Origin of the sequence: Sphingomonas sp. 10B4 (assembly GCF_035019905.1) — a bacterium.
Lineage (GTDB): Bacteria > Pseudomonadota > Alphaproteobacteria > Sphingomonadales > Sphingomonadaceae > Sphingomonas > Sphingomonas glacialis.
In genome coordinates this window covers 80,219-105,478 of the sequence record NZ_JASJVC010000001.1, presented here as the reverse complement: position 1 = coordinate 105,478, position 25,260 = coordinate 80,219, and the positions used below count along the sequence as shown (strand labels likewise).

The following is a 25,260-nucleotide window of genomic DNA, read 5'->3' as shown; positions in this document are numbered from 1 at the left end:
ACCGCGTTGCAAAGGGTTGCCATGCCTAGCCCTCAGAGTCGCACCGTCTCGCTCCCGTCCGAGCTTGAGCAGTTCATCGAGGAGCGCGTCGCGCTCGGCGCTTACGCCACTGCCGACGCGGTCATAAGCGACGCGATCGCGCGGCTGCGCGACGAGCGGTCAGTCGACACGAAGGCAACCGCCCCATGGCTGATCGGCGGCGGAAGCTGCGGTGCGATGATCCGTGAGCGTGACTGGTCGCCGACGCCGCTCGGCAGCCTCGTCAGCTGGCCGGGATCGCTGCGCGCGACGGTCAACAACATCGTCAATTCGCCCGTCGCCAAGGTGCTGATGTGGGGCAGCGAGCACGTCATGCTCTATAATGACGCCTATAGTGTGATCGCCGGCGACAACCATCCGCGCGCGCTCGGCGGCACGTTGCGCGAGATCTGGCCCGAGATCTGGGACTTCAACAAAGCGATGTTGGCGACCGGGTTCCGCGGCGAAGTCCAGTCGCTTCCCGACCAATCGATGGTGCTCAATCGCTACGGGAAACCCGAAACGGCGGTGTTCGACCTGTTCTACACCCCCGTCTATGACGATCACGGCGCCGTCGGCGGGGTGATGTGTACCGTCCTCGAAAATACCGAGAAGGTCGCGGCGCAACGCCTGCTCGCATGGCGCGAAGCCGAGCTGCGCACCGTCACCGACGCGATGCCGATCCTGATCTCGTATATCGATCGCGACCTGATCTATCGCTTCGCCAACAGCTATTACGAAACCTGGACCGGCCGGCCACGCAGCGAGATCATCGGCCGGTCGATCCGCGAGGTGATGGGCAACAAACTCTACCTCCGTCGCGCGCCGATGATCGCGCGCGCGCTCGCTGGCGAGGATATCACCGTCGACGATGTGATGCCGCATACCGACGGCCCACGGCGCGCGGAGATCCGCTATATCCCGCGCATCGAGGCCGACGGGTCGGTGCCGGGCTTCCACGTGATGGTGTTCGACATCGAGGAGCGCGTCCGCCGGGCCGAGGCGCTCGAGCGCGAGGCCGCGCATCGCGCGCGTGCCGAGGGGCAACTGCGCCACCTCAACGAGACGCTCGAAGCGCGCGTCATCCAGGAAATCGAGGAGCGCCGCCAGACCGAGGCGGTGCTCGCCCAGTCGCAGAAGATGGAGACGATCGGCAAGCTCACCGGCGGCGTGGCGCACGATTTCAACAATCTGCTGCAAGTCGTCTCGGGCAATCTGCAGCTGCTCGCCTTCGACGTCGCGGGCAATGCGCGCGCCGAGAAGCGCGTGACCAATGCGATGGCGGGCGTGTCGCGCGGTGCCAAGCTTGCGGCGCAACTGCTCGCCTTCGGCCGCCGCCAGGCGCTCGAGCCCAAGGTCGTCAATGTCACCCGCTTCGTACGCGGAATGGACGACATGCTGCGCCGCGCGATCGGCGAGGGCATCGAGATCGAGACGATCGTCGGCGGCGGGCTGTGGAACACCTTCGTCGATCCCGCACAGATCGAGAATGCCTTGCTCAACCTCGCAATCAACGCGCGCGATGCGATGGACGGCCAGGGCAAGCTGACGATCGAGCTCGGCAATGCCAGCCTCGACGATGCATACGCCCGGACGCATGCCGAGGTGACCCCCGGCCAATATGTCATGCTCGCGGTGAGCGACACCGGTACCGGGATGTCACCCGACATCATCGACAAGGTGTTCGAGCCGTTCTTCTCGACCAAGAGCGAGGGCAAGGGATCGGGGCTTGGCCTGTCGATGGTTTACGGTCTCGTCAAACAGTCGGGCGGCCACGTGAAGATCTATTCGGAGCTCGGCGAAGGCACGACGATCAAGCTGTATCTTCCGCGCGCGATGGCGTCGGAAGATCTCGAGGTCGCGGCGACCGCGGGGCCGATCGTCGGCGGGACCGAGACCGTGTTGGTGGTCGAGGACGATGACGAAGTCCGCGCGACGGTGGTCGAGATGCTCGGCGAGCTTGGCTATCAAGTGCTCAAGGCGGTCGATGCCGGCAGTGCGCTGAGCGTGATCGAGAGCGGCATTCCGATCGACATGCTGTTCACCGACGTCGTCATGCCTGGCCAGCTGAAGAGCCCCGAGCTCGCGCGCCGTGCGCGCGAGCGGCTGCCCGATCTCGCGGTGCTGTTCACCTCGGGCTATACCGAGAACTCGATCGTCCATGGCGGCAAGCTCGATGCCGGGATCGACTTGCTGTCGAAGCCCTACACGCGCGAGGCGCTCGCCCGGAAATTCGAGCAAATGCTCGCCGGCCAGCGCGCGCGGCGCGGGATCGCCGAGCCCGGTGCAACCCCGCTGCCGCCCGCCGATCCGGCATCGTCGGCACGACCGATGGTGTTGCTGGTCGAGGACGACGCGATGATCCGCGCCGACACCGCAGCGATGCTCGAGGCGAGCGGCGTCGGCGTCGTCGAGGCGGCGAGCGCCGAGGACGCGGCGATGGCGCTGCAGACCGCCGCGATCGACGTGCTCGTGACCGACGTCAATCTGCCAGGCATGTCGGGGCCCGAGCTCGCGTCGCGCGCGCGGACGCTGCGGCCGACGGTCGGGATCGTGTTCGCCACTGGCGATGCCGAAGCCGTGGCGGGGCTCGAGGACGCGCGAACGATCGTGCTCGCCAAGCCGTATGACGCGGATGCTCTCAAACGTGCGGTGCGCGTGGCACTGGGGAGGCCCGAGCTCGTCGCGCTCGACGCACCCGCTGCGGCGGAGCGCACAACGACGGACTAATGGTTCCGGCCCTCGATTGCCGGCGCGCTGGTCGCGACCGATCGGCATGGCGCGCAGACCATCGAAGGAACCCCGCGGCGGTCGACACGCTGTGTGCGGAGATCCTGTGCGATCAACGGCACCAGGCCATCACGGTGTTGCGCGTCGCAACGGCGACGTCGTGGCGGTTCGGTGTCTGGTCGCTCGCCGATGCAAAGCGATCGCGCGAGATTCATCGTCTGGTCGATCTGATGCAGCGGCTTGCGGCCGCGCCCGACCTTGCCATGCGCTGAGCGGCGCACGCCTGTCGACGAGGGCGCGAGGACGCCGCTGACAGCGCCCCGCGATACCGCTAGCGAAAGGCGTCCGCCGCGCCGATGTGGGCGCGTGGCGAATGCGGGTGAAGCATGATCGATTTCAAGACGGCGCTCTGGTTCACGCTCGGCGCGCTGCATCTCGCGGTGATCGTGCGCGCGATCCTGCTCGAGGGGCGCGACGCCTATGCGCGCGCGGCGTGGCTGCTGCTGCTGATCGCGTTGCCGGGGATCGGGACGGTGCTCTATCTGCTGTTCGGCGAGCCGTGGATCTCCACCGCGTTCAAGCAGCGCGCCCGCGCGGCGTACACGACGCTGTTACCCTACGCGCCGTTGGCGCCGACGCCAATGCTGTCTCCCGCGATGGAAGGCTCCTTCCGGACGTGCGAAGCGACGAGCCGGTGGCCGGTGGCAACGGGCAATACGGCGCAAGTCGCATCGGGCGCGGATGCGGCGATCACCGCGATCGTCGCCGACATCGATGCCGCGACGCGGACGGTCCATTTGTCCTTCTACATCTGGCTCGGCGACAGCAACGGCACCAAGGTCGTCGACGCCGTATGCCGCGCCGCGCGCCGCGGCGTCGCATGCCGGATCGTCGCCGATGCGATCGGCTCGCGCGCGCTGATCCGCTCGCGACAATGGACTGCGATGCGCGACGCCGGCGCGCACGTCTACGCTTCGCTGCCCGTCCCGCTCGGGCTTGGCGTGCTTTCCGGGCATCGCACCGACTTGCGCAACCACCGCAAGATCATCGTCGTCGATGGCGGGATCACGTGGTGTGGCAGCCAGAACTGCGCCGATCCGGCCTTCCTCCCCAAGCGCCACTTCGCGCCGTGGGTCGACATCCTGATCCGCTACGAAGGCCCCGTCGCGCGCCAGGCCGAGCTGATCTTCGCCTCGGCGTGGATGGCCGAGACCGGCGAGGACATGCGCCCCGTACTCGCAGCCGCCCCGCCTGCGCCGCGCGCCGGCGGCTTCCCGGCGATCGCGGTCGGCACCGGCCCGCTGTCGCCCCATGCGACGATGACCAACATCTTCGTCGCGGTGCTCGCGGCGGCGCGCGAGCAAGCGGTGATCACCACCCCGTATTTCGCGCCCGACCCGCCCTTGCTCAACGCGATTATCGCGGCCGCGCGGCGCGGGGTACAAGTCACGATCGTCTTTCCGCAGCGCAACGACAGTCGCATCGTCGGCGCGATCAGCCGCGCCTATTACCCCATGCTGGCGCGCGCGGGCGTGCATATCCACGAGTTTCGCGGCGGCCTGCTCCATGCCAAGACGCTCGTCGTCGACGAGGCGCTTGGGCTCGTTGGCTCGGCCAACATGGACCGCCGGAGCCTCGACCTCAATTTCGAGAACAACGTGCTGTTCGAATCGCCCGCACTGGCGGCCGAGGTCGGCGCGCAGCAACGCCGCTGGCTCGCCGCTGCGACCGAGATCGATCATGGTGGCGTCGCCCAGCGATCGCTCCCCCGCCGCTTCGTGGACAATCTGCTGACGATGGCCGCGCCGCTGTTCTGACCGCGCCCGAGCAGGGATCAGGGCGAAACGACGCGTGCTTTCACCCACTCGAGCCCGACAGTGTCGTCGAGCCGCCAGATCCTGACGGTATCCGCCCGGGCACAGTGCGCCGGGAGCACCGCCTCGACGATGCGAAGATTGTGTTCGACGGCGGCGGGTGGCTGTCGTCGCGGCTGTTGCTGCGCGGCTGGCAGACGGGCCGTGCGCGCAACACCGCGATGTTTGCCTGCGCGCTGTTCGCTCAGCCGATCGCGTTGGCCGCGCAGGTGCCCAGTATGTGGGTCGCGGTGCTGTCGATCGGCCTCGCGTGCGCGACGCATCAGGGCTTCTCGGTCAGCGTCGATGTGCTGCCGGGCGACCTGTTCCCGCGCGGTCGCGCCGTTCGGTGATCGGGCTTGGCGGGCTGTCGGCGGGATGATCATGGCGAAGTTCGCCGGGACCATCCTCGATATGCTCGGCAGCTATCAGCCGATCTTCCTCATCGCCTCGTGCGCGTATAGCGTGGCATTCAGCGTGATCCCCTTTCTCGTTCCGCGCTATACGCCGGTTGCAGCGGAGCGGACCGGGTGACCGCCACTGACCAACGGGGAGACCGCTCGATGCTCATTCGCTCGTTTACGGCGTTGCTCGCGCTGAGCGTGCCCGCGCTCGCAACCGCCGCTCCGGCCTGCACCGCAAGCTGGAGCGCGAGCTGGGCCTCGTCGCAACGCGATGCCGACCCGGCCGAGACCGGCATCGCCGCCAAGCTGCGCGATGCGACGCTGCGCCAGACGGTCCGGCTCTCGCGCGGCGGCAAGCGCGTGCGGATCCACCTATCGAACCTCGTCGGGACCGCCCCGCTGACGATCGACTCGGCGCACGTGGCGCTGGCCGAGGCGAGCGGTTCGCCGCGCATCCGCGCCGGCAGCGACCATGCCGTCACGTTCGGCGGCCAATCCCAAATCAGCATACCGGCCGGCGCCGACTACGTTTCCGATCCGATCGCGCGACCCTGTCGATCAGCCTCCATCTGCCCGAAGCGCCCTCCGCGGTGACCAGCCACCCGGGCTCACGTACGAGCAGCTACATCGCCGCGGGCAACCATAGCGGCGACACCGCGCTCGTCGGCGACCGCGTCGGGCATTGGTATTTCGCATCGGGTGTCGATGTCGCCGGCTGCGGCAGGACGATCGTCGCACTCGGCGATTCGATCACCGACGGGCACGGCGCCACCACCGACCGCGACGATCGCTGGACCGACGTGCTCGCGGCGCGGCTCCCCGCCGGATCGGGGCTGTCGCTCGTCAACCACGGGATCGGCGGCAATCGCGTGCTGCGCGACGGGCTCGGCCCCAACGCGCTCGCCCGGCTCGACCGCGACGTGCTCGCGCAAGCCGGCGTGCGCTATCTGATCGTGCTCGAGGGGGTCAACGATCTCGGCGTTCTCACGCGCGACCATCCGGTGTCCGCGGCCGAGCATGCCGCACTCGTCGCCGAGCTCGAGCAAGGCTATCGCCAGATCGTCGCGCGCGCGCATGCCCATGGGATCAAGGTCATTGGCGCGACGATCCTGCCCGATGGCGGATCGGCCTATTATCATCCCGGCACAGCGGGCGAAGCCGATCGCCTCGCCGTGAACGCCTGGATCCGGACGTCGGGCGTGTTCGACGCAGTGGTCGATTTCGACGCGGTGATGCGCGATCCCGCCGATCCCGCCCGGCTGGCGGCGGCATTCGACTCGGGCGATGGACTGCACCCCTCGGCCAAGGGCTATGCCCGGATGGGCCAGGCGATCCCACTCGCGCTGTTTCGCTGAGGCGACGCCGCCTCGCCGCGGGCACCGTGGCGTCGAGCATCTCCGCGACCTTGCGGCCAAGCGCGGTTGCGTCGCGCAGCACGCGGACGAAGCCCACCGCCATCCGGCATCGCTATAGAAACGCGCGCCAAACGACACCGTCGGCAGCGATCCCCACGGTCGGTGCCGTGCGGACTGCGGAGCCTGGGTCCGCTTCTTTCCACCGCGATATCCGCCGGCGAAATCAGTCGCGGTGCAGCCAGCGCCTGTGGCGAGCGCGTTTGGCCTCGTAGAGCGCGGCATCGGCGCGACGCCACGCCGCATTGAAGCGCTCGACCGCAGTTGCGCCATCGTCCGCCTCGTTCGACACCGCCCCTACGCTCGCGCTGATCGATACCGTAACGCCCGCGCTCACCATGGCGTGATTGAGCGCTGTCTCGATCCGCTCGGCGACGGCTGCGACGCGGTCGTCGGTCGATTCGGGCAACAGCACCGCGAATTCGTCGCCGCCGAGCCGGGCGACATGATCGGTCGGCCGAACCGCCTGGCGCAGGCGCTCAGCGACCTCGACCAGCACGGCATCCCCGACCGAATGGCCGAAGCTGTCGTTGATCGACTTGAAGCGATCCAGATCGATCGCCAGCACGCCGAGCGGCAGGCGCAATGCGGGGTCGGCAAGGCATTGGTCGAGGCCCCGCCGATTGAGCAGCCCCGTCAAGGGATCGGTTCCCGCTTCGGCTTCGGCCTTGAGTTGGCGCTCACGGTCTTCCGAGACGTCGATCGTCACGCCGACGATGCGAAGCGGGCTGCCGTCGGGCGCGCGCAGCAAGCGGCGGTCGCACCGCATCCAGCGCGGCCCTGCAATGGTCTGCAACGCATATTCGACCGACGTCTCGTCGATCGTCCCGTCGAGCAACGCCTGGACCGACGCCGCCTCGCGCGTGGGGGGCAGGATTCGCTCGGCGTAATCCGCGAGATCGGAGGAGGCACCCGTATCGCTGCCGGTGACGAAGCGCTGGAACGACGGCGACATCTCGAAACGCATGCTTTCGACATCGATATGCCAGAAGCCGCCGCGCACCGCTTCCATCGCCAGCATCAGCCGCGCGGTGATCTCCTGCTGCTCGCGTTCGGCCGTGCGGCGTTCCGAAACGTCTTCGATCTGCGCTATGAGCCGCACCGGGGCGGCGCCGTCCAGCCCCCGCACCGCGGAGACGGCAAGCGTCGTGTGGACGACCTCGCCATCGCCGCGCAGATAGCGTTTGTCCATGCGATAGCCGGCGCGCCGTCCGGCGACCAACTGGCGGAATTGGCGATCGTCAGCCGCGACGTCATCGGGATGCGTGATCGCACGAAAATCGGTTCCGGTCAGCGCTTCGCTCGACCGGCCCAGCATCGTCGAGAAGGCCTCGTTGACGCGCTCCATCCGCCCATCGACGTTGATGACGACCATCCCGATCGGGGCATGATCGAAGGCATCGTCGAACATGCCTTCGGTCTCGACGATCCGCGCCTCGAGATCTTCACGAACGCTGATGTCGGTAACGAGCGCGACGACGCCAAGCACGCACCCGGCCGGATCGATATCGGGGACATAGCTGCCTTGTACGCGGCGCGCATTGTTCCCGTCGAACAGCGTATATTCGGCAGTGACCGTCTTGCCCTGAAGCGCTGCCTCGAGCCGCATTTCCACGCTTTGATAGTTCGCCTCGCCGACGATCTCGCGGCACGTCCGGCCGATGATCTGCGCGGGTTTGAGACCGCGCCACGTCGCATACGTCGCATTGGCATAGCGATACCGCAGGTCGGGTCCGAAATAGGCGACGAGCCCCGGCAACATATCCAGCAGGCGGGAAGCGGTCGGCAGCAGCGTTTGCGTGGGCCATATCGTATCGAGGTCGAACTTGCTCATACCGTTGCATAGAGCCTGTTTCCTTAACTGATCGTACTCGTGCTGGATGCCGACGGCGCTTGCCAGCGAGCGACGCCGCGAGCAGCGGGACGAACATCGCACTTCGGTCCATCTACACGACCGCCGAGTGACGGGTGGGCATGCGCTACGCCAAGATCACTCCCGAATGCTGCCAGCGGCCGGCCGGATCGCGCCGCGCGTCATTTGCGTCCCTTGACCCCGAGCATCGCGATGCCCCCAGCCAGCGACAAGGCGGCAAGCGTCAGCAGCAGCGGAGCGAAGGACTGCGGGCTCGCCAACCCCCAGGCCAATGCCGGCCCGATCAGCACTGGTGCCGTGTTCGACAGGTTGATCAGCCCCAGATCGCGTCCGCGCCGTCGTGGGTTTGGCAACAATTGCATGACGAAGCCAATCTGCAGCGTCAGAAAGACCGACCAGCCGATCGAATACAGGCCGAAGCCGATCGCCGCGACGGCCCATCCCTGCGCGACCGCCATCACCACCAGCCCCGTCGCATCGAGCAGCGCCGCCGCGACGAGGAAGGGCTTGCGGCGTCCGATCCGGTCCGACCAGCGGCCGAGCACGAGCGCGATCGGCAACGGCACGATATTGGCGGCGAGGATCAGCCCGCCGACCTCGACCGGCACGGTGGCGCGCGCGGACGGCGCGACGAATTGCTCCATGAAGAACAGCAGATAGGCAAACAGCACATTGCCCGCGATCTGGACGAGCAGCCGCGCAATCCAGGCAAGCCCGAGGTCGCGTGAGGACGCCGCGACGGTCCGATCGCCGGGCTGCGCGGTCGGTCTGGCCGACGTCGCCAGCAGCGGGATCAGGCACAGCGTCGCGATCACCCCGATCGCCGCGAGGCGAAGCCCCAGTCCCGGCGCGGTCCAGGCGATCAACAGCGGGCCGATGGCCGCGGCGAACGGCTGCGCGGCGCCGAGCAAGCCGCTCATCACGCCCTTCTGCCGATCGAGGCTCTCCTCGGCCAGCAACGCGACGAGCGGCGCGAGCGCGGCGTTGAGCGCCACCTGAAACACCATCACCGCGACGACGAGCATTTCGGGCGTGCGCGCGACTGCGATGCCGGCGTACGAAGCGAGCGTCGCGATCAGCCCCGCCGCGATCCACGGCCGCCGCCCACCGCCGCGTTCGAGCGCGCGGTCGCTCAGCCAGCCGAAGACGATCCCCGACACGCTCGCCATCACCGCCCCGGCGATCAGCGCCGTCGCGAGCACGCCGAACCGCGCGTCCCCCGCGATCTGCTCGACCCGCAGCGGCAGCAGCAGCGTCAGCAGCGGGAGATAGGCAGTGACGCATCCGGCATAGCCGAGCGCACCCAGCACCGGAACCAGCAGGGTCGATCGCGCGGCGCGGCGAGCGGAGAAGAAGCGGTCCTGATACACGGTCATACGCGCGACGCTTAGGACGTAGCACCCGCCACGGCCAAGCGTTTGAACGCGGTCAGCGGCGCGGTGCGGTCGATTGCCGCAATTCGAGCTTCGCCGACACGATGATCGGCTGCTCGGGTGCCTCGCGTCCCGCAAGCTCGCCGATAATGAGTTCGACCGCGCGCGCGGCCAGATCGGCGATCGGCTGGTCGATCGCGGTGAGCGGCGGATGGGTGAAGCGGACGATCGGGGTGTTGTCGAAGCTGATCAGCGACACATCGTGCGGCACCGCGATCCCGCGCTCGCGGCACAGTTCGAGCGTGGCAAGCGACATCTGATCGTTGCTGGCGATGATCGCGGTCGCCGGCTCGGCCGCGTCGAGCAATGCCGCCGCTGCGGCCCGGCCCGACGCATAACCGAAATCGCCGCGGGCGAGTAGATCGTCGGCGAGCCCCGCCGCCGCCATCGCCGCGCGCCAGCCGTCGATGCGCCACCCGCTCAACGTGTATTCGGAAGGGCCGGCGATGAAGCCGATCCGCTGATGGCCAAGCGCAATCAGGTGCTTCGTCGCCAGCTGTGCCGCGCGCTCGTCATCCATCGTCAGCGCGAAACCCGCGCCTGCGCGCCGCGAGCCGATCCGCGCGAAGCTGATCCGCTGCGCCTCGAGCAAGTCGATGATCAGCGGATTTTCCGAATGCGGCGGCGTCAGGATCACGCCGTCGGGCTGGAGCGCGGCGATCGCCCCCATCAGCTCGCGCGCGATATGGTCGCTATGCGTGTCGACCAGCTCGACGATCATGCGATAGCCGTAGGTCGCGCAGGTCAGCATCCCGCCGAGCAGCATCTGGTCGACCCAGTCGGTTCCCTCCCGCGCGCGCCAGTCGGCGATCGTACGCTCGCGGTCGTTGAGCGCGACGATCAGATACGAGCGCGAACCGCCCATCCGCTGCGCCGCGATCGAGGGGACGTAGCCGAGCCGGTCGATCGCTTCCTGCACCCGCGCGACCATCTCGGGCCGGACGCCGGCCTCCTTGTTGACGACACGGCTGACGGTCTGCAGCGACACCCCTGCATCCGCCGCGACATGCTTGATCGTGACGGCCTGCCGTCTGCGCGCCATCCCGCTCAGCCGCCGCAATATTGCGCGACATAGTCGGCATGCGCCGGCAACCCGGCGACGGTGCGGGCGACATTCTCGCGCAGCGTCCCCAGAAACCGCGCCAGTTCTTCATCGGGCAATTTGTCGGCGATCGGGTGATTGGCGGCAGGCTCGATCCCCTGCCCCAGCATCACTTGCACCCAGCTATTCTCGGCGAACAGTTCCTCGTTGCGCCGGAACACACGGCCGGTCTCGCGGAACAAGGCGATCTTCTGTGCCAGGCTCTCGGGCACCTCCATCGCCGCACATTGCCGCCAGAACGGGGAGTCGCGGCGGTTGGTCGCCTTGTAGTGGAGGATCAGGAAGTCGCGGATCTGCTCCATGTCGGCGAATTGCTGATCGTTGAATTCGGCCACGTCGCGCGGCGAGATCGCGCCGCCCGGCATCATCCGGATCAGCCGCAGGATCGCGCGCTGGATGAGATGGATGCTGGTCGATTCGAGCGGCTCCATGAACCCGCCCGACAGCCCGATCGCGACGACGTTGCGGTGCCATTGCCGGCGCCGCGCGCCGGTAACGAAGCGGATATTGTTCGGCTCGGTCAGCACCGTGCCCTCGACATTGCCGAGCAGGCGCTCGAGCGCGGCGTCGCGGTCGAGGTAGCGGCTGCAATAGACGATGCCGTTGCCGGTGCGATGCTGCAGCGGGATGCGCCACTGCCAGCCCGCATCGTGCGCCATCGCGCGCGTATAGGGAACGGGTGGCCGGACGTTCTCGGTCTGCACCGCGATCGCCGAGTCACACGGCAGAAAGTGGCTCCAGTCGTCATAGCCGGTGTGCAACGCCTGCTCGATCAGCAGCGCGCGAAAGCCGGTACAGTCGAGGAACAGGTCACCCTCGACGACCACGCCAGATTCCAGATGCAGTGCGGCGACGTCGCCGGTCTCGCCATCGAGCGCGACGCGTGCGATCTTGCCTTCGATCCGCCGCGTGCCGTCACCCTCGGCCATCCGTCGCAGGAATTGCGCATAGAGCGAGGAATCGAGCTGATAGGCGTAGTTCATCCGCTCGTCGGGGAGATGCGCGAACTTGCCCTCCATCGCGGCGACCAGCTCGAGGCAATAGGCGTCGTAAGCCGCGTCATGCCCGCGCTCGCGGCCGTTCATCCAGAAATGCTGGAAGCCGGCCGACCAATGGTCCTGCCCGGTCGTCCCGAACGAGTGGAAATACCGGTCGGTCCCGTCCTTCCAGCCATCGAACAGGATGCCGAGCTTGAAGGTCGCCTGCGTCGCGCGCATGAAATCGGCCTCGCCGATGCCGAGCAGCCGATTGTAGGTGACGAGCGGCGGGATCGTCGATTCGCCCACCCCGACCGTCCCGATCGCATCGGATTCGATCAGCGTCACTTCGGCGGTGCGGCCCATCGTCCGCGCGATCGCGGCGGCGGCCATCCAGCCCGCGGTTCCGCCCCCGGCAACGACGATACGGCGTGGGCTGGCGATCATTGGCTGAGGTTCCTGAGCAGGAAGGCGCGGATGCGATCGGCGCTTTCCGGGGTGAGCGGGGCGAGGATGCTGCGCCCCGCCTCCGGGATATGCGCGGTCACGTCGTCGCCGTTGGTAAAGACGTAATACTCGAACAGGTCGCGCCAATGCTGTTTCTGGTCGGCGGGCAAGTCGCGAATCGCGAGCAGCGCATGGTTGAGCGCGTCCTGCGGCGAGCCCATCCAGCGCGGCGTCTCGCGCCACCAATAGTTCACCAGCACATTGAAATCGGCGAGCCCCTCGACGTGATGCCACCACAGCGCGGGGATATAGAGCGCGTCGCCCGCCTCGAGTTCGGCGACCTGGGCGTGCGCGAGCGCGTCGGGGAAACGCGGGTGCAGCTGCGCGTCGGGCGCGTGGAAATCGACCATGCTGATCGCGCGCCCCGCAGGCGTGTTGTCGATCGGCCCGAGATGGAGATTACGGAACTGCTCGCGCGGGAACAGCGTGAAACGCCGCCGCCCCACGCCCACGCACGCCAGATTGTTGGGCAGATCGTTATGCGCGGCGATCCGCGTCCTGGTGCCGATCCAGATGCTTGCAAGACACGTCCGATCGCCGAGATCGACATGGTTCGCCTCATACAGACCCTTGAAGAACTGGTGCATGTCGATCGAGGCGAGATAGACCGGCGGCGCCCCCGCCTTGCCTTCGATCGCATCAATCCGCCCGAAGATGTCGGGCAGCTTGGCGCGCAGCGTGCGGAAATTCATCGCCATCGCCGCATCGTAGAACAGCCGGCCATCGCCGCCGGGCTCGCCGATCGCGACGGTGAAGCCGGTGTCGCGGTGGTGGCGCAGCAGATAAACGCGCGCGTCGCGCGACGAGCGGCGCCCCGCCTCGACCAGCGGCCAGTCCTTGACCAGCCCGCGCACGACGAACGGCGCATCGGCCGCGCGCAGCCGTGCGTCGAGCTCGGCCGCGTCGGCGACCTCGACCTCGGGCACGGACGCGAGATCCTTGAAGACGAAGGGGACGGCTTCAGCCACGCAGGTCGCCCCGTCGGCTCTTGCGCTCGACCAGCTCGGCGACGTTGGCGAGCGAAGCGAGCGCCATGAACACTGGCAGCAGATACCCGTCGGCGTGGAGTTCCCCCAGCGCCACGGTGTCGAGCTGCTGCAGCCGTTCCTCGGCGATTCCGTGATAGCCGACCAGCCGGTTGGTGCTGCCGTCGGCGAGCGTGATCTCGAGCGTCAGCGGCTCGAGCAATTCGTGGCGCGCGAGCGCGGCGAAGAAGCCTTCGCTCGCTTGCCAGCCAGCATCGAGCTCGCCGAGCTGCTCGGCGATCGTCTCGAGATACGGCGTCGCCCGGCCGAGATCGTCGAACACGCGCACCCCCTCGCCGCCGGTCGCGACGCGCGGATGGTCGAGGTCGAGATGGATCTGCTTGTCGCCGCCCTCGGTCGCGGGATGCCCGATGAGGAAGGGCTGGATCTCGAGCGCGAGCGGACGGTAGCGGGCTTCCCACCGCTCGCCAGCGAGGAACAGGTTCTCGCCGGGTTCGAAGCCGAACATCGCGAGCGCCTGGAAACGATCGCGCTGTGGGGTGAGACGAAACAGGATCGGATATTCGTTCTGCACGCGCCGAAACTCGCTCGGCACGATCAGGCACGACATCACCGCGTCGCCAAGCGCGGCACTACGCTCGGAGGTGATGCGGAGCGTTCGGTGATCGTCGCTGGTGAGCAGGACGTGGTTGGCCATCAGTTCATATGCTCCATAGCGATCGGTTGAAATGCCGCCCGGCACGCGTCGAGGTACGCGCGGATCGGCGGCAGCGTCGCGACCATTCCGCGCGTGCGCTGGGCGATCGGGGCGAACGACGGTAGCGGACCGCCACGCAGCGGGCCGGGATCGGGGACCCGTGCCCCCATGCCGTACAGGATATACTGATAGCTCGCCGCCGGAAACAGCTCGTCGACCATCGGCAGATCGGCGCGCGTCGGCGGCCGGTGCTGCCACAGCGCGAGCAGCTCGGCGAGCCGCGGCGGGATTGACGCGGGATCGCGGTGGTCCTGCCAATACCGCCCTTCGCGCCGGCTGAGCACGTAGTGCAGCTTGAGGAATTCGACGATCCGGTCCCAGCGATAGCGGAACAGCGTGTTGAAGCGCGCCGCCGTCAGCGGCATCGTTTCGTGCGTCGGCCAGTCGTCGAGCAGCGCGTCGAGCGCCAGCTCGATCGTCACGATCGCCGACGCCTCGAGCGGCTCGAGGAACCCCGCCGAGAGCCCGATCGCGAGGCAATTGCCGGTCCAGAAGCGGTCGCGGTGGCCCGAGCGGAAGGTCAGCCGGCGCGGCGTGACCGGTTCGTCGCTGCCAAGATACGCGCTCAACGTTTCCAGCGCGGCGTCGTCGCTCATGTGCGCGGAGGAATAGACGCAGCCGACACCGCGCCTGGTGGGCAAGCCAATGTCCCAGATCCAGCCCGCCGCATGCGCGGTCGCGTCGGTCTGCGCGGCGATCGGACTGTCGGCGGCGACGGGGACCTGCACCGCCAGCGCGCGATCGTTGAACAGCACGTCGCTGCGGTCGATGAACGGCACGTCGCCCACGAGCAGCGCGGCGTGGCCGGTGCAATCGAGGAACAGATCGCCTGTGACGGCGCCGGTGTCGCGGGTATTTACGGCGATCACCTCGCCCGTCGCCGTGCGATCGACACCGATCACATGATCGCGCACGTGCCGCACGCCGAGCCGTTCGGTCGCATGCCGCATCAGCAAAGCCGCGAGCTTGCCCGCATCGAGATGATAGCCATAGTTCAGCGCGCCCGCATAATCGGGCATCGATCGCTGGCGTGGCGCGAGGCACTGTCCTGCAACCTGCGATTGCGGCGTGACCACGTCGGCGAACGCGGCACCCGCGGCTTCGGCCTGCCACGCGGCGACGAGCGCGCGCGCGTCGGCTTCCAGGGGCGGCGTGAAGGGATGGAAGTAAACGTCGTCCGCCGCGCCGGTCGCCCAGCCGTGGAAGCGCGAGCCATGCTTGAACGAAGCATCGCAGGCGAGCAGGAACTCGGCCTCGCCGATCCCGATCCGCTCGAGCGTCGCGCGCATCGTCGGCCACGTCCCCTCGCCCACCCCGATCGTCGCAACGTCGGGAGATTCGACGAGGGTCACCGTGATCGGATGCGCCGCGGAGGGCCGCGCCGCCGCGGCGATACGACACGCGGCAAGCCAACCGGCGGTACCGCCACCGACGATGACGACTTTAGAGATGGCCGTATCCAATTGGCCCGTCCTGTTGCGGGGTCCGTACTCGGGCCCGGTTCGCTGACGCTTGTGCCGCGTGGCCCCGGAAAACGCCACCCTCGCATCGCGAGGGTGGCACCGGTTGCTAGAAGGAGATCCTCGCCCCCGCCGAGTAGCGTGGATCCTGCTTGGTCACGAACGTGACATTGCGGTCCGAGCGGAGATGGCCGCTGCGATTCTCGCTGTTCACGTTAATGCCCTCGACGAACACCGAGATGTTCTTGGTAATCGCGTAGCTCGCGCTGACGTCGAGCTGGCCGTAGGTATTGATGTAGGTCGGGTTGACGCCGGCCCCCGCCAAATACCCCTTGCGCCAGTTATACGCGGCGCGCGCCTGCAGCCCGTTCTTGTCATAGAACAGCACTGCGTTGGCGCTGTCCGAAAGACCCGTGATCGCGAACTGCGGCACGCTCGACGGCAAGCGGTTGTTATAGTTCTGATTGCCGCGGACGATCGTGTAGTTCAGGATCGTGCCGAACCCGGTGTTCCAGAAATTGTGCTGGATCGCGAATTCGAAGCCGTCGACACTGGCGGTCTGCGCGCTGTTGAACGGCGTCTGGATCACGAAGTTGACTAGCGGATCGTTCGCCTGCGCAACGATCGTCCCATTGACCACGCCGCCCGGATAATTGGCGCCGATATAGTCGCGAATCTGCGCGAAGGTCGCATTCGCTCCGAGTGCATTGAGTGCCGCCTGATACCGCGGACCGTTCTGCGTCACGCCGTTGAACGTCGTCGTCGGCGAGGTGATGCCCGGGATCGTCTGATTGACGACGGTCGTGCTGATATAGTTCGACACGTTCTTGTGGAAATAGCCGACCGAGATGTAACTCTCCTTGGTGTAATACCATTCTGCCGACAGATCGATGTTCTTCGACTTGAACGGGATCAGATTGGGATTGCCGACCGAGCCGGTACCACCGCCGACCCGGAACAGCTGATCGAGCCGGCGACCGCCCTGCAGGCTGCCATAGTCCGCACGAGTGATGGTGTGGCTGTACGACGCCCGCAGCTTGATCGTGTCGGTCGGCTCGATGTCGAAATCGACCGACGGGAGCCAGTTCTGATAGCTGCCCTTGAACGACGTGAAACCGTTGCCGTTGAACAGGATGTTGAACTCGTTCTGCGAATTCTGCCGCGCGCCCGATGGGTTCGGCACGAGCGCGGTCGCGCTGACGTCGGTCGTTTCGTAGCGCACGCCACCGATGATGTGGCCGGGCACCGAGAACACGTCGAACTTGCCGTTGAACTGGAAGTACGGCGCGATCGTCTTCTCGCGGACGCGCGAATCGGTGGTGTACGGGAGCAGGCACTGGCCGGCCCCGCCACAGATCTTGTACGCCTGGTCGAGCAGCTTGACGACGCTCGGCAGGTCGAACGTGTAGAACGACTTGACGATGTCCGCAGAATTCGCGCCGCTGATCCCGGAGAACTTGTCGGGAATGCTGGTCAGCGTGAACAGGCTGTCGGGCAGCAATGCCGCCGCCGCCGCGCGTTGCGCCGCGCTGTCGCCGCCGGTTCCGCCCCACGTGTCGTTCTGCAACACGCTATAGGCCGAGCGGACCTTGTTGTCGGTATATTGCACGCCCCAGTCGAGGCTTTCGAGGAAGCCGTGGCTGTGATCGTAATGCCCCTTCAGCTGGATCTGGTTGATCTCGTCGCGGAAGTAGGAATTGCGGAAGGCGTTGCCGGTCGGGACGATGTTCGCGGCATTGAGCGGATCGATGCCCGAATACATGTTATACGAGATGACAGGCAACTGGTTCTGGAAGTTGATCGTCTGGTTCTGGACGCCGAATACCGCGGTGCCGACCGAGTTGCTGTTGCCGTACGGGCTGTTGGGCTTCGACGTCGCGGTCGAGTGATTGACGTCGAGCACGACGGTGACCCCGCCCGGCCCCTTCCAAGTGAGGTTGCCGCCGATCGCCTTGTTCTCGCTGCGCGCCGACGTCTGCGACGCCGAATACGCCAGATCCTTGGTCTCGCCCGCGCCGAACCGCTCGGTGTAGAAGTTCGGGCCCGCGACAGGGCCGTTGGTCCACGAGCTCGACGTGTCGTTGTGGTTGTACCAGATGCCGACGCTGTTATCGCGAATGTCGACGGTGTTGCGCGAATAGGTATAGTCGAACGTTGCGGTCAGGGTGTCGGTCGGCTTGAACTGGAGTACCGCCTGCCCGTTGATGCGCTGGCGCTTGCCGTTGACGACGTCGTAGCCCGCGTTCTGCGGCACCTGATAGACGTCGGTCGCGCCCGGGCGATTGGCGATGTTGGCGGCGCGCGGGTCGCCTGGTTGCGCGAGCGAACCCCAATTGTTCTCGGCACCGAGATAGCCGTCGCGGAAGCCGACATTGGCCTGGTTCGCGCTGAAACGCCGCTCCTGGAACGAACCGAGGATGAGCACGCCGATACGATCGTCGGCGAAGGTGTCGGAGAAGATGCCCGAAACTTCGGGCGTCACGTCCTTGCCGCCATTCTGCGACGTGTCGACCACGCCGCGCGCCGACAGCGAGCCGCGCATCCCGGGCTTGTCGAAGGGACGCGGGGTGCGAATGTTGATCGTCGAACCGATGCCGCCCGACGGAACGCTCGCGCGGCCCGACTTATAAACTTCGAGCGCGGCGACGCCCTCAGAAGCGAGGTTCGCGAAATCGAACGAACGCGAGACCGGGGCGCTGTTGCCGTCGCCGATCGTCGAGGTCGCGAGCTGGCGGCCGTTGAGCGTGACGAGATTGTACTCGGGGCCGAAGCCGCGGACGGTGACGAACTGGCCTTCGCCGTTCGAACGGTCGATCGACACGCCGGTGATGCGCTGGAGCGATTCGGCCAGGTTGGTGTCGGGGAACTTGCCGATGTCCTCGGCCGAGATCGCGTCGACAATGCCCTGCGCGTTGCGCTTGAGGTTGATCGAGCTACGGAGCGAGGCGCGGATGCCGGTGACGACGATATCGCCGCTCGCATCGGTCCCGTCTGCGGTCGCGGTGCTCTGCGTCGTCGCGGTGCCGGTCGGCGCGTCCTGTGTGGTCGACGGACCGGTGTTGCCCATCGTCGATGCCGCGTCCTGCGCAACGGCCATCATCGGATAGCCCGCGAGCGCGAGCGTCGATACGCCAAGCGCCAAACGCGTCGCCAAACGGCTGCTAAAGCCCCCCATCATCATCCTCCCTGAGTAGCGGCGCGTTACCCCTGCGCCCTCTTGATTTGAGAACGTTCACTTGTTCCGCAGCAAAGCGATTGTCAAGTCGACGAACTGGCGGAAACGGGTGGTTGTGAACGTTCCCGGGATGTGCTGTCTAGGCACCGCAGGCGGCGGCACTGCCGCGCGGGGTAGCCCGCGTCGGCGAGGGCAGCGCGCCAAGATCTGGGAGGATTTCTGAAATGGCGAAGACGTTTCACCGCTGGCTGCTGGGCGCAACGCTGCTTTCCGGCATCGCCTGCACGTCGCCCGTCGTCGCGCGCCAATCGCCCGCGAAAGCTGCGGCGCAGGACGCGCGCGCGCGTGCGGCGGCGATCGTTGCCAAAATGACACTCGACGAGAAAATCGCGCTCGTTCACGGACTCTTCCCGCCAATGGCCAAGGGCAAGACGCCAAACGAGCTGATTCCGTCGGCCGGCCATATCGATGGCATTCCGCACCTGGGTGTTCCGCTGATTCGCGAAAGCGACGCCTCGCTTGGCGTCGCCAACCAGATCGAACAGCGCAAGGGCGACGTCGCGACCGCCCTCCCCTCGAGCCTCGCGACCGCGGCAACCTTCGATCCCGCGATCGCGCGGGCCGGCGGCGCGATGATCGGCGCCGAAGCGCGCGCCAAGCGCTTCACCGTGCTGCTTGCCGGCGGGGTCAATCTGACACGCGATCCGTGGAACGGCCGCAACTTCGAATATCTCGGCGAGGATCCGCTACTTTCGGGCATGCTCGCGGGCGCCCACATCGCAGGCGTCCAGTCGAACCACATCGTTTCGACGGTCAAGCATTTCGCCCTCAATTCGCAGGAAACCGGCCGTACCGTCGTCGACGCCAGGATTGGCGAGGCGGCGCTGCGGATGAGCGACTTGCTCGCGTTCCAGATCGCGATCGAGACGGGCAAGCCCGGCTCGGTGATGTGCGCATACAACAAGGTCAATGGCGACTGGGCGTGCGAGAATGCGCATCTGATGAACGACGTGCTCAAGCGCGACTGGGGCTATCGCGGCTGGGTGATGAGCGATTGGGGCGCGGTGCATTCGACCGCCAAGGCGGCGAACGCCGGGCTCGATCAGGAATCCGGGCAGGAACTCGATCGCGCCATCTATTTCGGTGATCCGCTCAAGACCGATATCGCCGCCGGCCGCGTGCCGATGGCGCGGCTCGACGACATGGTGATCCGCTATCTGACCGGGCTGATCGAGACCGGCGCCTATGATGCGCCCGCCGATACCGCGCAGCCGATCTCGTACGACGCGCATGCCGAAGTCGCACAGCGCGCGGCCGAAGCCGGGATCGTCCTGCTAAAGAACGAGGGCAACCTCCTGCCGCTTTCCCGCACAGCGAAGCGCGTCGTGCTGATCGGCGGGCGTGCCGATGTCGGCGTCCTGTCGGGCGGAGGATCGAGCCAGGTGCGTTCGGTCGGCGGCGCGCCGGTCGAGATCCCGCTCACCAGCGGTGCCGCGTCGTCGTTTGCGCGCATCACCTGGCACGCCTCCTCGCCGCTGCTCGCGATCCGCGCGGCGATGCCGCAAGCGCAGGTCACATGGATCGATGGCCGCGACCCGGTCGCCGCCGCTGCCGCCGCCAAGGCTGCCGACGTCGCAATCGTGTTCGCGACGCAATGGGCGACCGAGGCGCAGGACGTCGCCGACCTTTCGCTGCCCGACCGTCAGGACGACGTGATCGCCGCGGTCGCCGCCGCGCAGCCCAAGACGATCGCGGTGATCGAAACAGGCGGCCCCGTGCTGATGCCGTGGCTGTCGGCGGTGCCAGCAGTCGTCCAGGCCTGGTATCCCGGCCAACGTGGCGGCCCCGCCATCGCCAACATCCTTACCGGTCGCGTCAATCCATCGGGTCGCTTGCCGATCACCTTCCCCGCCAGTGCAAGCCAGGCACCGCGCGCCGCTCCCGTCGGGCTCGACCGCCTGACGAGCGCCGAGGCGCAGGCCGCCGCCGACCCCGGCCATGCCAGCGACCATCAACTGGCGAGCTTCCCGATCGAGTACACCGAAGGCGCCGATGTCGGGTATCGCTGGTACGAAAAGACGCGTGCCACGCCGCTCTTCGCGTTCGGATACGGGCTTAGCTACACGCGCTTCGCCTATCGCAACCCGGTGGTGACGGGCGGCGCCACGCTCAGCATCAGCTTCGAGGTGGTCAATACCGGACGCGTCGCGGGCGCCGACGTGCCGCAGATGTACGTTACGCGCGACGGCACCGCGGTGCCGATGCGGCTCGCGGCATTCCAGCGCGTCACGCTGAAGCCGGGCGAGGCAAAGCGCGTCACGCTCGTCGCCGAGCCGCGGATCCTCGCGGATTACGATCCGGCGCTGCCCGGCTGGCGGGTCGCGGGTGGCCGCTACCGGGTGGCACTGGCGCATGATGCGACCGATCGCGCGCTTGTTTCGACCGCGAACGTCTCGGCGGCGACGATGAAACCCTAACCGACCGACAGGAAGGCGGTGACCGTCAGCCGCCCGTCCGCGGGATCGCCCGACAGCAATGCGTCGGGCGCGATCGCGCCGCTGTGGAGCAGATAGCTCGGGTAGACGAGCGCGCGGTTGTAGCGCGCCTCGATTTCGAGGGTGCGCTCGAACAGCGGCGTGTCGCCCTTGACATAGCGCGCGGGCGGCACGCCGCCGTGGCGGAGCTCGGCCTCGAGCTGGCCGAAGAAGATCGGTGCGCGTTCGTCGTCGATCGTCTCGAACCCGGTCGAGCGATGCCGGAAGAAGGCGGTTCCGTCGGCATGGTGCGGGGCGAGATAGTGGACCAGCGCGATCCGGTCGGCGCCGAACGCGTCGCAATGCGGCAAGCGCTGGCGGATATCGAGCGCTGCGGGCGGCGTCGTGACGATCGAGAAGCTCGCGTCGATCAGGTCGACCGCACCGCCACGCCCGAGCACCGGGCCGAGCACGCTCGCCAACACCGCGAGGTGCGTGGGCACATACGCCAACGGAAGCGCCGCGCGGATACCCGGGTAATGCTGCGCGGCAGGACCAAAGCTCGCCGCGATCGCGGCGGCGCGCAACGCATCAGGCTCGGCGGAAAAGCCGTCGATCACCACCACCGGCTGCGCCTCGCGCCCGACGCGGTGGACGGTGATCGCGGGTTCGCTCACGGTGCGCGCCAGTAGCGGACGTAGTCGACCGACATGCGCTGCGGCAGCGCGGCATCGTCGATCCCCTTGACGCCGCCCCAATCGCCACCGACCGCGAGATTGAGGATCAGCCGATACGGCACGGTGAACGGCCAAGCGGCGTGCCCGCCCGGCTGATCGTCGACAACGCGCATGTAGCCATGCCCGTCGACGCCGATCGTGATCGAATGGGGCTGCCAGTCGAGTTGATACCGGTGATAGGCGGAGCACGCGCTGGCAATGCGGGTTTCGGCGCCGCGCTGCGTACCGCGTACATGGTTGAACGCCCCGCTATGCACCGTGGCATGCACCACGCGTGGCTGCCAGCCGACCATCTCCATCAGGTCGATCTCCCCCATGTCGGGCCATGTCCCGCTCTGGGGTAACAACCATATCGCCGGCCAGGTGCCGCGCCCGCACGGCAGCTTGGCGCGCACTTCGTAAAAACCATAGCCGAGCGACTTGCGGCTGACGAGCTTGGCCGAGCTGTATGCCTGCCCACCCCAGTCGGGCTCGGCGCGCAGCGCCTCACGCCGCGCCTCGATCACCAGCACCCCGTGCTCGATTCGCGCATTCTCGCGCCGGTCGGCGGCGTAATATTGCTTCTCGTGATTGGCCCAGCCCTGCGTGTTGCGCTCGGTGTCGAAACGCCAGCGGGTGTGGTCGATCTTTTGGTTGAACTCGTCCGCCCAGACCGGCGGCGCCACGGGCGCGCGCATCGGCACGTCGACCGAATAGTTGGTCGCGGCCAGGCTGACCGCCTGTGCCAGCAGGATCGCTACAGCCGTCATCGTGTCACCTCGTCCAGCACAGATCGAGCTCCCGTCGTCGTGTCTGCAAGTCCCTTAAAGCGCGGGGGCGACCGAAACCAGCGCAGCGGCGGGGGTCGCGCGCGCGCGACTAAGCGTCGGACGCGAAAACGCCGTAGCGCGCGCGCCAGGCGACGACTTCGTCTTGGAGTTCGGCGGGTGCGGGGTCGCCCGAGAGGACGAAGCCGGCGATTTCGGCGTCGGGGTGCATCAACATCTTCTCGGACCCGTCGCTGAACCAGACGGGGACCAACCGATCGCACACGCTGTCGAGCACCGCGGCGGCCATGCCGTTTTCGATCGCGTTGCTCCCCTCGAGCGCGCGGACGGTGATCGACACGCCTTCGAGGCAGTTTTGCGGGTGCTGGACGAAGGTGAGCGAGACGAGCAGGCCCGATCGGTCGGGGCGCGCGTCCTCGGGCATGCGCGCGATGCGCCGCCACGCGCAGAACCAGGTGCGGCAGATGCGGGGGCGCACGGCGTGGATGCCGCACCCTTGCGTCGCAAGATGAACGCACGGCGTTCCCGCGGGCTTTGCGAACTCGGGCGTGTTGACCGTGAGAACGGTGCAACACGCGGTGCAATCGCCACACGCGCGGTCGGCGAGGACCGGGCCGAGCAACGTGGTTTCCAAGTCGGGGGCTGTCTCCACGCGGCGGGAGTGCCGCACGACGGCGTACGCCGTCAACCATCGTCGGTCGGCGAGGATCTATTCCGCGATGCGGTGCGCGCAGCTTGAGCGGGCGTCGGCAACTGCGCGCATCCGTCCTCCGCCCGGGTACACGAACGCGCGCGGGGACAGGGCGGCGGGGCTAGCGTTCGCCAAACAGCTCGCGCTGTGTCTTTTCGAGCTCCTCGGCATAGCGCCGCCGGACGAACGATTCCGACAGGATGCCGAGCACCGCGCGATCGTCGTCGAGGACGGCGAGTTCGTCGGCGCCCGATGCGTCGAAGCGCCGCATCACCTCGGCAATGTCCATCCCTGGCTTCAGCGCCGCGTCGACGTTGATCGCGAGCTGGCCGACCGCGGCGTGGGTATCGAGGCCCTCGGCATAGGCTGCCGGGGTCTGGACGATGCCCGCGTAGTGCGTCGCGCCATCGACCAGCACGGTACGGCTCGACGATCCCAGCGGGACATGGCTGCGGAACGTGCCAAGCGGCGTGTCCGCCGCCACCACCGCGACTCCGCGGCGCATCATCTGCCCCGCGGTCAACGTCTTGACCCAGCCGACATCGCGCGCGCTCTTGATCGTCTCGCCGCGCAGATGCAGCCGCCAGGTCGAGAAGCTGTAGCCGAACGTCTCGCGCACGATCGCCGAGGAGACCAGCGCGGCCGCGAGCACCGCGCCGGTCAGCGCGAAATCCTGCGTCGCCTGCAGCACGACCATCGCCATCGTCATCGGCCCGCCGACCACCGCGACCGCGAGCGCTGCCATCCCGACGAGCGCGGCATTGCGTGGATCGACGACATCGTGGCCGATCGCCAGCGCCAATCCACCCGCAAACAGATGCCCGACCAGCGTGCCGAGAAACAACGACGCGAAGAACAGCCCGCCGCGGAAACCGAAGCCGAGCGACACGATCGACGCCGCGCATTTCACCAGCAACACCATCAGGATGAGCGTCAGCGGCGCACCGAGCGCGAGATCGGCATGGAGCGCGCCATGCCCCGCCGACAGCGCCTGCGGCGAGAGCATCGCGATCGGGATCAGCAACAGGCCGCCGATCGCGGGCCGCGCCCAATCGAACAGTGGCAAGCGCCGCGTACCCGCCTCGACCAAGGCCACCGCGCGCATCAGCACGATCCCGAGCCCCGCGCAGAGCGCACCGAGCCCGGCATAGATGAGGTAATGATGCGTCTCGGTCGGCATCGTCGCAGCGTCGATGACATAGGGCTGCGCGCCCAGGCCTTGCGCGACCAAGGTGCCCGCGAGCGCCGCCGCGACCACCGGCGCGAGCGCCGACGGCGTGTACGCACCGATCACGATCTCGAAAGCGTAGAAGGCACCGGCCAGCGGCGCCCCGAACGCGGCGCCGATCGCCGCCCCCGTTCCCGCACCGACAAGGTTACGCAGATCGGCACGCCGCAGATTGAACGCCCCGCCCGCGAGCGACGCCAGCGCGCCGCCGAGCTGCGCATAAGCCGCCTCGAGCCCGACCGACGCACCAAATCCGTTCGAAATCACCGTCTGGCCCGAAATCACCAAGCTGTCGCCGAGCGTCATCCGCCCGCCATGGAGCGCATTCGCCTCGACCGCGTCGACCAACCGCCGCCGCCGCGCGCGCACGCCCCAGGAGAAGGCAGCGAGCACGAGCCCGCCGACCGGGAGCACGAGCAACGCAGCCAGCGGCAGGGACGGTACGGCGCTGAGCCGCTGGCCCGGCGGCAGCCCGAACAGGATTCGCTGGATCGTCCGCGCCATCGTCCCCTGGACGACGCTCAGCAGACCGGCCCCCGCCCCCACGATCGTCGCGAGTACGATGAACATCGCTTCGCTCGCGCGCACGCGGCGGCGAAACCATTTCAAGAGGGCTACGGCGCGCAGGGGATGTCCTTATCGATGGGATCGACCCGCTCCGGCGGCCTGCGCCGTC

18 protein-coding genes and 1 pseudogene are annotated in these 25,260 nt (G+C 67.5%); 7 read left to right on the top strand and 12 right to left on the bottom strand.

What is annotated here, in order from left to right; genetic code table 11:
* The first annotated feature begins 21 nt into the window (after positions 1–21).
* The 6 genes and pseudogenes from QN347_RS00435 to QN347_RS20950 all read left to right on the top strand — a co-directional run bounded on the left by QN347_RS00435 (position 22) and on the right by QN347_RS20950 (position 6,360).
* Positions 22–2,748 carry a response regulator gene (locus QN347_RS00435; RefSeq protein ID WP_322164004.1) on the top strand — a complete coding sequence of 909 codons (2,727 nt, stop codon included), beginning with the start codon at positions 22–24 and terminating at the stop codon, positions 2,746–2,748.
* Positions 2,748–3,020 carry a hypothetical protein gene (locus QN347_RS00430; RefSeq protein ID WP_322164005.1) on the top strand — a complete coding sequence of 91 codons (273 nt, stop codon included), beginning with the start codon at positions 2,748–2,750 and terminating at the stop codon, positions 3,018–3,020. Before QN347_RS00435 ends, QN347_RS00430 begins: the two co-directional genes overlap by 1 nt.
* A 114-nt stretch (positions 3,021–3,134) precedes the next feature.
* The gene (locus tag QN347_RS00425; protein WP_322164006.1) at positions 3,135–4,565 is read left to right on the top strand and encodes a phospholipase D-like domain-containing protein; all 1,431 of its coding nucleotides are present in this window, start codon (positions 3,135–3,137) and stop codon (positions 4,563–4,565) included.
* A gap of 152 nt (positions 4,566–4,717) precedes the next feature.
* A pseudogene (locus QN347_RS00420) lies at positions 4,718–5,135 on the top strand (MFS transporter); the annotation flags it as partial.
* A gap of 29 nt (positions 5,136–5,164) precedes the next feature.
* On the top strand, positions 5,165–5,599 hold the full coding sequence (locus QN347_RS20955) for a hypothetical protein (RefSeq protein WP_416194502.1): 435 nt from the start codon (positions 5,165–5,167) through the stop codon (positions 5,597–5,599).
* Complete coding sequence (locus tag QN347_RS20950) at positions 5,596–6,360, top strand: SGNH/GDSL hydrolase family protein (RefSeq protein ID WP_416194503.1); 765 nt, start codon at positions 5,596–5,598, stop codon at positions 6,358–6,360. The genes QN347_RS20955 and QN347_RS20950 overlap by 4 nt, the downstream gene beginning before the upstream one ends.
* 223 nt (positions 6,361–6,583) lie before the next feature.
* Here QN347_RS20950 and QN347_RS00410 read toward each other — a convergent pair whose 3' ends face one another.
* From QN347_RS00410 to QN347_RS00375, 8 genes are all read right to left on the bottom strand, one after another.
* Complete coding sequence (locus QN347_RS00410) at positions 6,584–8,251, bottom strand: GGDEF and EAL domain-containing protein (RefSeq protein WP_322164007.1); 1,668 nt, start codon at positions 8,249–8,251, stop codon at positions 6,584–6,586.
* 200 nt (positions 8,252–8,451) lie between these two features.
* The gene (locus QN347_RS00405) at positions 8,452–9,666 is read right to left on the bottom strand and encodes an MFS transporter (RefSeq protein WP_322164008.1); all 1,215 of its coding nucleotides are present in this window, start codon (positions 9,664–9,666) and stop codon (positions 8,452–8,454) included.
* A 52-nt stretch (positions 9,667–9,718) separates the two neighbouring features.
* A complete protein-coding gene (locus tag QN347_RS00400) occupies positions 9,719–10,765 on the bottom strand; it encodes a LacI family DNA-binding transcriptional regulator (protein ID WP_206365646.1) in 1,047 nt (348 codons plus the stop codon).
* Between the two features lie 5 nt (positions 10,766–10,770).
* Positions 10,771–12,249, bottom strand: a complete 1,479-nt coding sequence (locus QN347_RS00395; protein ID WP_322164009.1) for a tryptophan halogenase family protein — start codon at positions 12,247–12,249, stop codon at positions 10,771–10,773.
* Positions 12,246–13,277 (bottom strand): cupin-like domain-containing protein, encoded by a 1,032-nt coding sequence (locus QN347_RS00390; RefSeq protein ID WP_322164010.1) that lies wholly within the window; start codon positions 13,275–13,277, stop codon positions 12,246–12,248. The genes QN347_RS00395 and QN347_RS00390 overlap by 4 nt, the downstream gene beginning before the upstream one ends.
* A complete protein-coding gene (locus QN347_RS00385) occupies positions 13,270–13,992 on the bottom strand; it encodes a SapC family protein (RefSeq protein WP_322164012.1) in 723 nt (240 codons plus the stop codon). The genes QN347_RS00390 and QN347_RS00385 overlap by 8 nt, the downstream gene beginning before the upstream one ends.
* Entirely contained in the window at positions 13,992–15,515 is a 1,524-nt protein-coding gene (locus QN347_RS00380) for a tryptophan halogenase family protein (RefSeq protein ID WP_322164013.1), read from the bottom strand. The genes QN347_RS00385 and QN347_RS00380 overlap by 1 nt, the downstream gene beginning before the upstream one ends.
* A gap of 106 nt (positions 15,516–15,621) precedes the next feature.
* Positions 15,622–18,693: a TonB-dependent receptor gene (locus tag QN347_RS00375; protein ID WP_189677302.1), complete on the bottom strand. Its 3,072-nt coding sequence runs from the start codon at positions 18,691–18,693 to the stop codon at positions 15,622–15,624.
* Positions 18,694–18,911: 218 nt separating this feature from the next.
* Between QN347_RS00375 and QN347_RS00370 the strand changes: the two genes are divergently transcribed.
* Complete coding sequence (locus QN347_RS00370) at positions 18,912–21,164, top strand: beta-glucosidase (RefSeq protein WP_322164014.1); 2,253 nt, start codon at positions 18,912–18,914, stop codon at positions 21,162–21,164.
* Here the strand turns inward: QN347_RS00370 and QN347_RS00365 are convergent.
* The 4 genes from QN347_RS00365 to QN347_RS00350 all read right to left on the bottom strand — a co-directional run bounded on the left by QN347_RS00365 (position 21,161) and on the right by QN347_RS00350 (position 25,154).
* Positions 21,161–21,838, bottom strand: a complete 678-nt coding sequence (locus QN347_RS00365; protein ID WP_322164015.1) for a DUF6445 family protein — start codon at positions 21,836–21,838, stop codon at positions 21,161–21,163. The two genes, QN347_RS00370 and QN347_RS00365, sit on opposite strands and share 4 nt — an antisense overlap.
* Entirely contained in the window at positions 21,835–22,647 is an 813-nt protein-coding gene (locus tag QN347_RS00360; RefSeq protein WP_322164016.1) for a glycoside hydrolase family 16 protein, read from the bottom strand. Before QN347_RS00360 ends, QN347_RS00365 begins: the two co-directional genes overlap by 4 nt.
* 109 nt (positions 22,648–22,756) lie before the next feature.
* Entirely contained in the window at positions 22,757–23,317 is a 561-nt protein-coding gene (locus QN347_RS00355; RefSeq protein ID WP_322164017.1) for a YkgJ family cysteine cluster protein, read from the bottom strand.
* Between the two features lie 160 nt (positions 23,318–23,477).
* The gene (locus QN347_RS00350) at positions 23,478–25,154 is read right to left on the bottom strand and encodes a chloride channel protein (RefSeq protein WP_322164209.1); all 1,677 of its coding nucleotides are present in this window, start codon (positions 25,152–25,154) and stop codon (positions 23,478–23,480) included.
* Between the last annotated feature and the right edge of the window lie 106 nt (positions 25,155–25,260).

Excerpts from the sequence above, each read along its gene's own strand:
- QN347_RS00435 (WP_322164004.1), top strand. The coding sequence starts at position 22 with ATGCCTAGCCCTCAGAGTCGCACCGTCTCGCTCCCGTCCGAGCTTGAG.
- QN347_RS00430 (WP_322164005.1), top strand. The coding sequence starts at position 2,748 with ATGGTTCCGGCCCTCGATTGCCGGCGCGCTGGTCGCGACCGATCGGCA.
- QN347_RS00425 (WP_322164006.1), top strand. The coding sequence starts at position 3,135 with ATGATCGATTTCAAGACGGCGCTCTGGTTCACGCTCGGCGCGCTGCAT.
- QN347_RS20955 (WP_416194502.1), top strand. The coding sequence starts at position 5,165 with ATGCTCATTCGCTCGTTTACGGCGTTGCTCGCGCTGAGCGTGCCCGCG.
- QN347_RS00410 (WP_322164007.1), bottom strand. The coding sequence starts at position 8,251 with ATGAGCAAGTTCGACCTCGATACGATATGGCCCACGCAAACGCTGCTG.
- QN347_RS00405 (WP_322164008.1), bottom strand. The coding sequence starts at position 9,666 with ATGACCGTGTATCAGGACCGCTTCTTCTCCGCTCGCCGCGCCGCGCGA.
- QN347_RS00400 (WP_206365646.1), bottom strand. The coding sequence starts at position 10,765 with ATGGCGCGCAGACGGCAGGCCGTCACGATCAAGCATGTCGCGGCGGAT.
- QN347_RS00395 (WP_322164009.1), bottom strand. The coding sequence starts at position 12,249 with ATGATCGCCAGCCCACGCCGTATCGTCGTTGCCGGGGGCGGAACCGCG.
- QN347_RS00385 (WP_322164012.1), bottom strand. The coding sequence starts at position 13,992 with ATGGCCAACCACGTCCTGCTCACCAGCGACGATCACCGAACGCTCCGC.
- QN347_RS00375 (WP_189677302.1), bottom strand. The coding sequence starts at position 18,693 with ATGATGATGGGGGGCTTTAGCAGCCGTTTGGCGACGCGTTTGGCGCTT.
- QN347_RS00370 (WP_322164014.1), top strand. The coding sequence starts at position 18,912 with ATGGCGAAGACGTTTCACCGCTGGCTGCTGGGCGCAACGCTGCTTTCC.
- QN347_RS00360 (WP_322164016.1), bottom strand. The coding sequence starts at position 22,647 with ATGACGGCTGTAGCGATCCTGCTGGCACAGGCGGTCAGCCTGGCCGCG.
- QN347_RS00350 (WP_322164209.1), bottom strand. The coding sequence starts at position 25,154 with ATGTTCATCGTACTCGCGACGATCGTGGGGGCGGGGGCCGGTCTGCTG.